The 10,785-nt window shown below is 63.3% G+C and carries 8 protein-coding genes; 6 read left to right on the top strand and 2 right to left on the bottom strand.

Annotated elements, in window-relative coordinates; translation table 11 throughout:
* The first annotated feature begins 243 nt into the window (after positions 1 to 243).
* Both Q4G32_RS12845 and Q4G32_RS12840 read left to right on the top strand, forming a co-directional pair.
* On the top strand, positions 244 to 1,770 hold the full coding sequence (locus Q4G32_RS12845; protein ID WP_303351962.1) for an APC family permease: 1,527 nt from the start codon (positions 244 to 246) through the stop codon (positions 1,768 to 1,770).
* 55 nt (positions 1,771 to 1,825) lie between these two features.
* Positions 1,826 to 3,172, top strand: a complete 1,347-nt coding sequence (locus Q4G32_RS12840) for an NAD(P)/FAD-dependent oxidoreductase (RefSeq protein ID WP_303351960.1) — start codon at positions 1,826 to 1,828, stop codon at positions 3,170 to 3,172.
* Positions 3,173 to 3,180: 8 nt separating this feature from the next.
* Here Q4G32_RS12840 and Q4G32_RS12835 read toward each other — a convergent pair whose 3' ends face one another.
* Entirely contained in the window at positions 3,181 to 4,212 is a 1,032-nt protein-coding gene (locus Q4G32_RS12835; protein WP_303351958.1) for a helix-turn-helix domain-containing protein, read from the bottom strand.
* Positions 4,213 to 4,404: 192 nt separating this feature from the next.
* On the opposite strand from Q4G32_RS12835, the gene Q4G32_RS12830 reads away from it, so the two are divergent.
* Together Q4G32_RS12830 and mgtE are read left to right on the top strand one after the other, a co-directional pair.
* On the top strand, positions 4,405 to 5,805 hold the full coding sequence (locus tag Q4G32_RS12830) for an aldehyde dehydrogenase family protein (protein WP_303351957.1): 1,401 nt from the start codon (positions 4,405 to 4,407) through the stop codon (positions 5,803 to 5,805).
* A gap of 148 nt (positions 5,806 to 5,953) precedes the next feature.
* Positions 5,954 to 7,294 (top strand): magnesium transporter, encoded by a 1,341-nt coding sequence (gene mgtE / locus Q4G32_RS12825; RefSeq protein WP_303351956.1) that lies wholly within the window; start codon positions 5,954 to 5,956, stop codon positions 7,292 to 7,294.
* Positions 7,295 to 7,352: 58 nt separating this feature from the next.
* On the opposite strand, the gene Q4G32_RS12820 is transcribed toward mgtE, so the two are convergent.
* Positions 7,353 to 8,030 (bottom strand): GntR family transcriptional regulator, encoded by a 678-nt coding sequence (locus Q4G32_RS12820; protein ID WP_303351954.1) that lies wholly within the window; start codon positions 8,028 to 8,030, stop codon positions 7,353 to 7,355.
* 37 nt (positions 8,031 to 8,067) lie between these two features.
* On the opposite strand from Q4G32_RS12820, the gene Q4G32_RS12815 reads away from it, so the two are divergent.
* Both Q4G32_RS12815 and Q4G32_RS12810 read left to right on the top strand, forming a co-directional pair.
* Positions 8,068 to 9,516: an MFS transporter gene (locus tag Q4G32_RS12815; protein ID WP_303351952.1), complete on the top strand. Its 1,449-nt coding sequence runs from the start codon at positions 8,068 to 8,070 to the stop codon at positions 9,514 to 9,516.
* Positions 9,513 to 10,778 (top strand): alpha-hydroxy acid oxidase, encoded by a 1,266-nt coding sequence (locus Q4G32_RS12810; protein ID WP_303351950.1) that lies wholly within the window; start codon positions 9,513 to 9,515, stop codon positions 10,776 to 10,778. Before Q4G32_RS12815 ends, Q4G32_RS12810 begins: the two co-directional genes overlap by 4 nt.
* Positions 10,779 to 10,785 lie beyond the last annotated feature (7 nt).

The following is a 10,785-nucleotide window of genomic DNA, read 5'->3' as shown; positions in this document are numbered from 1 at the left end:
TTCTTCCGGCCCATCTTCACCTCCCTGTAGCAAAAGCCGTGCGCAGTTTGATACCGCATCAGCGCTGATGCGGTATCAAACTGCGCACGGCTTGTTCATGGCCCACGGCATCGCGTCCACAACCAACCACCGCGCACGCACACACAAACATCACGGGTGTGCCTTGCATCACATTGGAGGGAATCGTCCAGCAGAGGCGCGCTGAGGTACAGCGCCCCTGCGCCTCACTCGGGAGGTTCCCCCATGACTCAGACCACCTCGACTCAGACCACCGCCGGCATGGCCGCCGGACAGACCCGCGAAGCGGACACGCCAGCCCTGGCGCGCAGGCATTTGTCCACCACCGCGCTGGTCTTCATGATCATTGCGGCCTCGGCACCTTTGACGGTGCTGGCTGGCGGAGTTCCCACCAATTTTGCCGTCTCCGGACTCTTGGGCGTTCCCGTGACATACCTGGTTCTGGGGGTGGTTCTGGTCCTCTTTGCAGCCGGGTACGGCGCCATGAGCAGCCACGTGCAAAACGCCGGGGCCTTCTACGCCTACATCACCGAAGGTCTGGGTAATCGCCAGGGCATTGCCGCGGCACTGCTGGCGCTGGTCAGCTACAACATGATGCAAATCGGGCTCTACGGCCTGTTCGGTTTTGCCCTCTCCAATGCCCTCACCACCTGGACCGGACTCAACATTCCCTGGTGGGCCGCCGCCGGCATCGGTTGGGTGCTGGTCGGGATTCTGGGAATCAACAGCGTGGATCTCTCGGCCAAGGTTCTGGGCGTTCTGGTGGCCTTGGAATTTGTGGTCGTGATTGTGGTCAGCGTGATCTCAATCGGCACGGCCCCGGAGGGACTGTCCACCCAAACTCTGCAGCCGGACCAGTTCTTGGCTTCAGGTATTGGCGTTTTGCTGGCCTTTGGCATTGCAGCCTTCATGGGCTTTGAATCCGGGGCCATCTACTCAGAAGAGACCAAGGATCCTCGGCGTACGGTGGCCCGCGCCACTTACATTGCTGTTGGTGTGATCGCGCTGTTCTACGCGGCGTCCGCGTGGGCTTTCGCCATGGGGATTGGCCCCAGCACCGTCATCGACCAGTCCCGTGAATTCGGACCGGACCTGGTGTTCGTCTGGCTGGCCGGACAGTCACCGCTGTTGGCCGAACTTGCCAATGTCCTGTTCATCACCAGCCTGCTGGCTGCCCTGATCGCCTTTCACAACGCGGCAGCCCGCTACTTCTTTGCCCTGGGCCGCTCCCGGGTACTGCCCCGCTACCTGGCCGGATCAACGACGTCGGGAGCCCCCGCCGCAGGGTCCCTCACCCAATCCCTGCTCGCCCTGGTGGTGGTCGCGGTCTTTGCGGTGGCTGGCACTGGCCACGAACTCGGCCCCCTGTTTCCCGTGGTCACGCTGTTCACGTGGCTGACCAACGCGGCAGCTTTCGGACTGGTGTTCTTGCTGGCTGTCACCTCCGTTGCCGTCATCGCCTGGTTCACCAAGGATCACCACGGCTACGGACTGTGGACCCGCATGATCGCCCCGGGCCTGGCGGCCATTGCGCTGATGATCGTGGCCATTCTGATCCTGGCGAACTTTGACATCATGATCGACGCCGAAGGCCGCTCACCGTTGGTGGTGGTCATGCCCGGCATCATCATTGGCACAGGTGTTCTGGGGCTGATCTGGGGTGAGGTGATCCGGCGGCGGCGCCCGCAGGAGTATCAGGCCATGCGCCACCAGGATCAGATCGACCAGAACACGGACCTACCGCGCACCTGAAGCCGGTCTGCCGTCAACAAGCCCGTACCTCACCCCCAGAACAAGGAGAACTGTCATGGCCACCCCGCACGTCGTCGTCGTAGGAGCCGGTTTTGCCGGTCTGAGCGCTGCCCGTGAATTGCAGATGGCAGGAATGGAGGTGGAAATCGTGGAAGCCCGCGACCGCATTGGCGGGCGCGCGTGGACCGAGGAACGCCTGGGCCGTCCCCTGGAGCTGGGCGCCACGTGGGTGCACTGGATGCAACCCAACATGTGGAATGAAATCACCCGCTACGGGCAGACGATCTATCCCAGCCCGGTGAGTGAACGCGCCTATTGGGTCACAGACGGGCAGCTGAAAGAGGGCACTGAGGCCCAAGTTGATGCCATGCTGGAGCGGCCCATGGCCAAGATCTTAGAGGGCTCGCGGGAGTTCTTTCCCAATCCGCATGACCCGCTCCACGTGCTCTCCGATCAGTTCACCGGCCCTGATGAAGTCCGCGAGCGCTTTGTGGCATTCGACCAGCAGAGCCCGCTGGACGCACTGCGCAACGGGGAGTTCACGCAGGAAGAAATTGACCTGTGTGACTCGTACTGGTCAGCTGGTTACATTGGCAATCCGCACAACGGTTCGGCATTGATGGCCAAGCAGTGGGTGGCCCTGTCCGATCACCGTCTACCGCTGTTGGACGAACAAACATTGCGCTTCAAATTGACCCACGGGATGCGCGGAATTTATCAGAACATGGCCGCTGATCTGCGGTGTCCGATTCGGTTGTCCACGCCCGTGAGCAAGATTGATCACAGCTCCACGGGTGCCACGGTCACCTTGGAATCCGGTGAAGTCATTGCCGCCGACGCCGTGATCGTGACCGTGCCGGTGGGAGCACTGGGGACCATTGAGTTTGAACCACGCCTACCCGCTGCCATGCAGCACGTGGTGGACCAGAAATGGAACTCCACGGGTGCCAAGATGTGGCTGAAGATTCGCGGCCACCACAGCATTTTCGGCTACGCACCCACCCCGGCCAAAGCCGCCATGCTCCGCAGCGAAATCTTCCTGGACCCGGAGCCGGACTGCCCGGAAGGCTCCACCATCTGCGTTGCTTTCGGTTCACACCATGATCGGCTTGCGCTGGAGGACCCGGCCAGCGGCCAGGAGGTCGTGAATCAATGGCGCCCGGATCTGGAAGTCATGGGCTGCACCGGGCACGACTGGGTGGCGGACAAATGGAGTGGTCAGGCCTGGGCCACCCTCCGCAAGGGCCAATTCACCAACGGCTGGCACCACTTTGGTGACACCCAAACACGGATGCACTTTGCCGGTGCGGACTGGGCCAAGGGCTGGCGCGGTGTGGTGGTGGAAGGCGCATTGGAGACGGGCTTGAGCACTGCACGGCGGGTGATCCGCGAGTTGGCATGACAACCTGATCAGGTTCCCAGCACCCGCGCCCGGTAGGCCGATGGCGCCTCTCCATACTCCGATTTCAACGCCTTGGACACGTAGGAAGCATCGAACAAGCCGTGCCGGGCACTGATGGACTGGACCGACTCGTGAGAGAGCAGCGGGTCGGCCAGATCTTGACGAATGGCCTCCAGGCGCCGGGTGCGGATGTATGCGGACACGGTGCGCTGCCCGTGGGAGAAACGGCTGTGAAGCTGGCGTACGGAAACGTAAAGAGCACCTGCGATCTTGGAAGGGCTCAGGTCAGGGTCGTGGAGGTTTTCGTCAATATAGGCCATGGCCTGCTGCAACAAGATGTTCTCAGCGCCATCGGCCGCACCGGTGTGAGCTTCAGCCGAGAGCACCGTGACCAGCATGTCCAGCGCTGAGCGCACCAGGCTCATGGCGTGGGCACCGTGCAGAAGATCAATGTTGGCGGCCAACTGCTCGAACAGCGGCACCGCCACCCGCCCCAGACCATCCGTACGGCTGACCCGGGTGGCGGTGACCTGGCTGATTTGTTCCGGGGCCATGTGGACAAAGTTCTGCGGGAAGAACACCACCAGGCTGTGTTGCGGCCCGGGGTAGGTGAGCTCATAGGGCCGTTGGGTCACGTAGAGCGCCAGATCACCGGGGTTCAGAAGGCACTCGCGGCCATCTTGGGTCAGGGTGGCCACCCCCGAAATCTGAAGACTCAGTTTGCAGTGGGCACCCACGGTTTGAGCGGCCTGCTCCGGCTCCCTCACCACCGTGTGGGCATCCGTGTGCATGTCAAACAGGTGCACATCTTCCAAGCTGGCCGCCTGCAAATGGGCGCGGAAGGCGGACTCGTCCGGGGCGCTGAGGGTCAACTGCCCAATGGCACGCGTGATGGCCGCACGCCACTGGGGCATGGTCATGGCCTGGCCCCGCGTGGTGTTGACCTGACGATCTTCAGGGGCGGACCCCTGGGGATCAGACCCCTGCGAATCGGACATGTGCGGATCGGACATGGCTTGCTGCGGATCAATCGTGTTCATCGCCACCTCTCCCACCCCGAACGTAGCACCCTGTGATGCACCACACACCAGAAACCAACAACGCTGCGCTCTGGGGCAAGTACCGGGCACACAGGACCACGCAGCATGGGGGCATGACCACCGCCACGCGGTCCACTGCGCCTTGGGGCAGCGGAGTTCACCACGCTTGTTTGCACGATTCAGGAGCACACCATGACGTATGACCAGCTGCTATCCGCCGTCGTCGATCCCCAGGGACGTGCCGTACACGACCCAGCCACGGATGAGGTGATCGGGCACGCCCCGGTTCACGACGCCGCCCAGGTGGATCTTGCAGTTGATACCGCGCGGAAGGCACAACCTGCCTGGGGGGCCACGTCCCACGGTGAACGCAGCGAAGTCCTGCTGGCTGCTGCGGAGGCCATCGAAACCCATGCCGAAGCACTGGCTGAGCTGCTCTCCCGCGAGCAGGGCAAACCCCTCAACGGGCCCAATGCGCGTTTTGAAGTGGGAGCCTGTGCCGCCTGGCTGCGCGCCACAGCATCCTTTGAGATGGAACCGGAAACCGTGGTGGACGACGGCCAGACCTTGGCCACCCTCACGTATCGCCCCCTTGGAGTGGTGGGTGCCATCGGCCCGTGGAACTGGCCCATGATGATCACCATTTGGCAGGTGGCCCCCGCTTTACGGATGGGCAACACCGTTGTGGTCAAACCATCTGAGTACACCACCCTGAGTGTGTTGGCCCTGTGCCACGTACTCAACTCGGTCCTCCCGGAAGGATTGGTCAATGTGGTGGCCGGTGAGCGAGAGGTGGGTGCCGCCGTCGCCGAGCACCCGGGGATCAACAAGATCATGTTCACGGGCTCCACTGCCACCGGGCAGAAGATCATTCAAGCCTCCGCGGACACCGTCAAGCGCCTGACCCTGGAACTGGGGGGCAATGACGCTGGAATTGTCTTGGATGACGTCAACCCCACCGACATTGCCGAGGGCCTGTTCTGGGGCGCGTTCATCAACACCGGCCAGACCTGCGCAGCACTCAAGCGGCTCTACGTCCCGGAGAGCATTTACGACGACGTCTGCGCCGCCCTGGTGGAGGTGGCCTCCGCCATGCCCATGGGCGTGGGACTGGACGAGAACAACGTGCTGGGCCCGCTCCAGAACGCTGCGCAGTTCAAGGTCGTGGACGAGTTGGTGGAATCGGCAAAAGCCTCCGGGGCGCGGATTCTGCTGGGCGGTGACCCTGACAGGGAGGCCCCAGGCAACTTCTATCCCACCACGCTGGTGGCAGAGATCAGCCCGGATGCGGACCTGGTGGTCCAGGAGCAGTTCGGCCCCGCTCTGCCCATCATTGCCTACACGGACCTGGAGGATGCCACCCAACAGGCCAATGGGTTGGACGTGGGATTGGGGGCTTCGGTGTGGTCAGCTGACCGCCAACGCGCACTGTCTGTGGCCTCCCGTTTGGAAGCCGGAACAGTGTGGATCAATTCCCACGGCGGCGTTGACCCACGCATTCCCTTCGGCGGCGTCAAAGGCTCCGGATACGGCCTGGAGTTCGGGGTGGAAGGGCTCAAACACCTGGGTGTTCCGCAGATCATCAACGGGTGAGCACCTGACCCGCCCCCTCCTTCAACAGCTCAAGCCGTGCGCAGTTTGATACCCCATCAGCCCTGATGGGGTATCAAACTGCGCACGGCTTGACGTTCAGGCCAGAGCATCATCCGGGTGAGCCCCTGACGCACCTAGACTGGGGACCGTGCCTGCCGCTGCCCCCGCGAATATTCACGCCCTGATCCAGGACCGACAGCTCAAAGAAATCGCGGAGATGGTGCGCCCCATGGACACGGGCGACGTCGTCGATCTGCTGGAATCCCTCCCCACCCCGGAAGCCGCCATTGTGTTCAGGCTTTTGGACAAGAGCGAATCCGTGGCCGTGTTCGATGAACTGGATTCGGGTGCCCAGGCGGATCTGGTGGCCGAATTCGGCCAATCCCAAATTGCCAATGTGTTCGGCTCCCTGGACCCGGAGGAGCAGGCTTGGCTCTTGGACGAGGTACCCGCCAAGGTGGCCAAGCGCCTGATCAATGCCTTTGACGCGGAAGACATGGAAGCCGCCAACATGCTGCTGGGCTACACCCCGCAGTCCGTGGGGCGGCGCATGTCCGTGGCCCCCATTCGCTGTTCGGGCGGGGAGAGCACCGACCGTATTTTGGCCAAGATTTGCCACAGCGGCACGGACACGGAGATGGCCTGCCAGCTGCCCGTGATCGCCTCCGATCGCAAGTTGATTGGTGTGGTTGAGCTCACGGATCTTGTGGCTGCGGAGCCGGGCACCCTGGTGGAAACCCTCATGGATGACCACCCGGAGTTCGCCTACACGGAGGAAGACACCGAACACGTGGCCCGCCGGCAGCTGGACGACGGCGACCTGGTGCTTCCGATCGTGGACAGCGAGCAGCGCTTGGTCGGCGTGCTGCCCATTGCTGACGCAGCCCGGATTGACCGCAATGCAGTGGCCGAGGATCAGGCCCGAGCCGGCGCCAGCGAGCCGCTACGTCGCCCATACCTGCTGACCTCCGTGCGCACCATTGCTCGCGCTCGGGTGGTGTGGCTCTTGGTGCTGGCGATTTCTGCTGCGCTGACCGTTCAGGTGTTGGAGCTCTTTGAGGACACCCTCTCCCAGCGCGTGGCCCTGGCTCTGTTCATCCCGCTGCTGATCGGCATTGGCGGTAACACCGGCGCGCAAGCTGCCACCACCGTGACCCGCGCTGTGGCCGTGGGAGACGTGGCTACCCGGGACGTGTGGAAAGTAGCCCTCAAAGAGGTGCGGGCCGGCCTGCTGCTGGGAGCCATTCTTGCCGTGTTGGCCTTTGCCATCACCGCAGCTGTGTACGGGGTGGACATCGGCGCCGTGATCGCGGTGACGCTGATGCTCAACTGCCCCATTGCTGCCACCGTGGGCGGGGTGATTCCCCTGGTGGCCCGCGCCTGCAAAGTGGACCCTGCGGTGTTCTTCACTCCGTTCATCTCCACGTTCTGCGATGCAACGGGGTTGTTGGTGTACTTCATGGTGGCGATTGCTGTCCTGGGACTCTGAGCGGCAGCTCCTACATGGACTCTGAGCGAAAGCTCCTACAGGGACTCTGAGCGGGGACTCACTCCCGCCACAGCAGAGCTTCTGCCCCCAGGTCCACTCCCATGGTGCAGCGGATGGTGCGCAGGTGTTCACGCATGCGTTGGGCTGCCAGTGCGCCGCGGCCATCGGCGATCGCGCGGTAGATGGCTTCATGTTCTTCAAGCTCGCGGGGGTTGCCCAGGTGATTACGCAGTTGGGGAATGATGTGGTGGGCTCGCACCATGTCCTCGTGGCAACGCTGCAGCATGCTGATCAGGCGGGCGCTACGGGCTGAGTGGGCGATTTCCAGGTGGAATGACCTGGCACGTTCCGTTCGCGCCAGGGGTTGCGCATGACCTGCCGCCTCTTGACGATCAATGCACTGGCGCAGACGTTGGATGGTGTGGGCATCGGCAAACCGGGCACATTCGGCGGCCGCATGTGGCTCCAGAAGCATGCGCAGATCCAGCACTTCGGTGAGGTCCTGCTGGGTCATGACCCGGACCAGGTAACCCTTCTTCGGCAGCACTGTGACCAGACCTTCGGTGGTGAGCTGCCGTAGCGCTTCCCGCACCGGCGTCTTGGAGCTGTTGAATTTTGCGGCCAGCTCCGCTTCGATCACCACCTCCCCCGGGCCCAGTTCCCCGGTGAGGATCATGGCTCTCAGGTCATGGCTGATGGCGGAGCTCAGAGAGGATTTCTTTTTTTCGCCGACCACTTGTGAACTGTATCACTCTAGATTAGAAATATATTTCATGACTGAACCATCAGCCCCCCGCAGTCCGTCGCAGGCTGCCGCCTCCAGGTACTCCGGAGCTCAGACAGACCGTTCCGCCCCAGGCACGGCTTCCGGTGATTCCATGTCGCCCAGTGCGCGGCGCGCTCTCTTTGCAGCCGTGACCGGCACTCTGATCGAGTGGTACGACTACGCCCTGTACGGAGCTGCCGCCGGGCTGGTGATCGGCCCGCTGTTTTTTGCCGGTGCCGGATCGGGTGCCACCCTGGCTGCCTTCGCCACCTTCGCGGTCGGGTTTGTGGCTCGCCCCCTGGGCGGATTGCTGATTGGCCACCTGGGGGACCGCTACGGACGGCGTCCGGCCATGATGCTGACCATCATCATGATGGGTGTGGCCACTGTGGCAATCGGCCTGCTCCCCACCACGGCAGCCATCGGAGTCCTGGCACCCGTCCTACTGGTCATGTTCCGTCTCCTCCAAGGCATGGGTGCCGGTGCGGAACTGGCGGGCGCCATGACGATTGTGGCGGAATTCGCGCCACCAAAACGCCGCGGACTGCTCACTTCATGTGTGCTGGCAACCCCTCCCGCGGGCATCGTATTGGCCACCGGTGCCTTTTTGTTGGTCTCCAGCCTGGGCGATGAAGCACTGCTGGGCTGGGCCTGGCGTGTCCCGTTCCTGGCTTCCGCCGTGTTGTTCCTCCTGGCCCTGTTCATCCGCCGCCACCTGGAGGAAACTCCGGAATATGTGGCAGCCCTTGCCCGGGCGGAGTCACAGCAACAGCGCCAGGCCATCCCCGCTCTTCAGCTCTTCCGCCGTCACGGCCGGGCTTTGATCATTGGCTTCTTCTCCGTGACCGGTCACAATGCCTTGAATTACGCCATGGCAGTTTTTGCCCTGTCCCTCATGACCTCCGAGGCCGTGGGGTTGCCGCGCAGCGCAGCTCTGGGAGCCGTGACCATCGGCACCATTTTCGGCATCATCGGCACGCCACTGGGCGGGCTGGCCGCCGACCGATTTGGCCCGGCCACAGTGTTTGCCGTGGGCAGCGCCTTGGGCGCCGTCTATGCCTTCCCACTCTTCAGCGCATTGAGCAGCGGCAGCGCCCTGCTGGCTGGTGCTGCGATTGCCGGCGGCTATGGGCTGATCATCGCCATGACCTCCGGGAGCCAAGGTGCGTTTCTGGCTGATCTGTTTCCGGCCCGCGAGCGCTACAGCGGCATAGCAATCACCCGTGAGTTGAACGGCGCGCTGGTGGCAGGTCTGACACCGCTCGGCCTGGCCCTGGTCATCCAGTGGTTCGACGGCGCCGTGGTGGCCGCGGCCGCTGTGGTTTCCGTGTGCTGCGTCCTGTCCCTGGTGGCCATAGCTGCCTCCAGGACTCTGCGCCCGCAGCAGATCTCAGGCATGGATGACACAGGCAGGCGCGGTCAAACCCCGGCTGCACCGGAGGCTGGGCCCCGATGAAACTGCGCCGCAGACTTCCCGCCGTGGCCGAGTTGCGGCCGTTGTTGCAGCTTGAGCGCCCCACGCTGGATCGCACAGCAGCCCGACTGGCCAAGGCCGCAGACGTGGCCGATCTACGGGCCATCGCCAAGCGCCGTACTCCGCGCCCTGCCTTCGATTACGTGGATGGTGCCGCACTGGCGGAGATCACGGCTGCCAAAACCCGGCGTGCTTTTCACGACGTCGAACTGGTGCCCCGTGTCCTCAAAGGCACCTCACGTGTGGATACCACCGTGAAGATTGCCGGGCGCATCAGCGCTCTGCCCTTTGGGATCGCTCCCACCGGTTTCACGCGATTCATGCACGCCGAGGGTGAGGATGCCGGTGCCTCAGCGGCATCCAGGCAGGGCGTCCCGTTTGCGCTGTCCACCATGGGGACCCGCTCCGTGGAGGAAGTGGCCGCCGCATCCGGTGCCGGTCAGCGCTGGTTCCAGCTGTATCTCTGGAAGGACCGCAACCGTTCACGGGAGCTGATGGAACGGGCCTGGGCTCACGGTTTCGACACCCTGCTGGTCACGGTTGACACCCCCGTGGCGGGGTTGCGCCTGCGTGATGTCCGCAATGGAATGAGCATCCCTCCGCGCCTGAACTTGGCCACCATTGCGGATGCGGCCATTCGCCCGCACTGGTGGTTCAACTTTCTCACCACGGACCCCTTGACCTTCGCATCCCTGTCCAGCTCCACCAGTTCGCTGCCGGAGCTGATCAATTCCATGTTCGATCCCACGTTGAGTTGGGCTGACCTGGAGTGGATCCGCGGGCAGTGGCCCGGTCAGTTGTTCGTGAAGGGTGTGCTGACTCCCCAGGATGCTCAGCAATGTGTTGCCGCTGGTGCGGACGGCCTGGTGGTTTCCAGCCACGGTGGCCGTCAGCTTGACCGCTCGGTGGTGCCGTTGCATCAGCTCCCGGTCATTCGAGAGGCTGTGGGACCGGACACGCAGATTGTGTACGACTCCGGCATCCTCTCCGGTACGGATGTGGTGACGGCGCTGTGCCTGGGGGCGGACTTCACCATGGTGGGGCGGGCTTATCTGTACGGTTTGATGGCCGGGGGTGAATCAGGCGTGACCAAGATGATTCAGATTTTGGCCCGCGAAATTGAGGTCACCATGCACCTCTTGGGGGTCAGCCGCGTGGCAGAGCTGAACGCAACCCATGTCCACCGTGGTCCCGCTGACTCTGCTGGCCCTGCGGAGACCAACACCGGTTACCGCGTGGGATAACTCACCG

Source organism: Kocuria sp., from assembly GCF_030538595.1.
Classification (GTDB): domain Bacteria; phylum Actinomycetota; class Actinomycetes; order Actinomycetales; family Micrococcaceae; genus Kocuria.
Note: the sequence above shows the minus strand (reverse complement) of the source record. Positions and strands in the feature narration are given on the sequence as shown.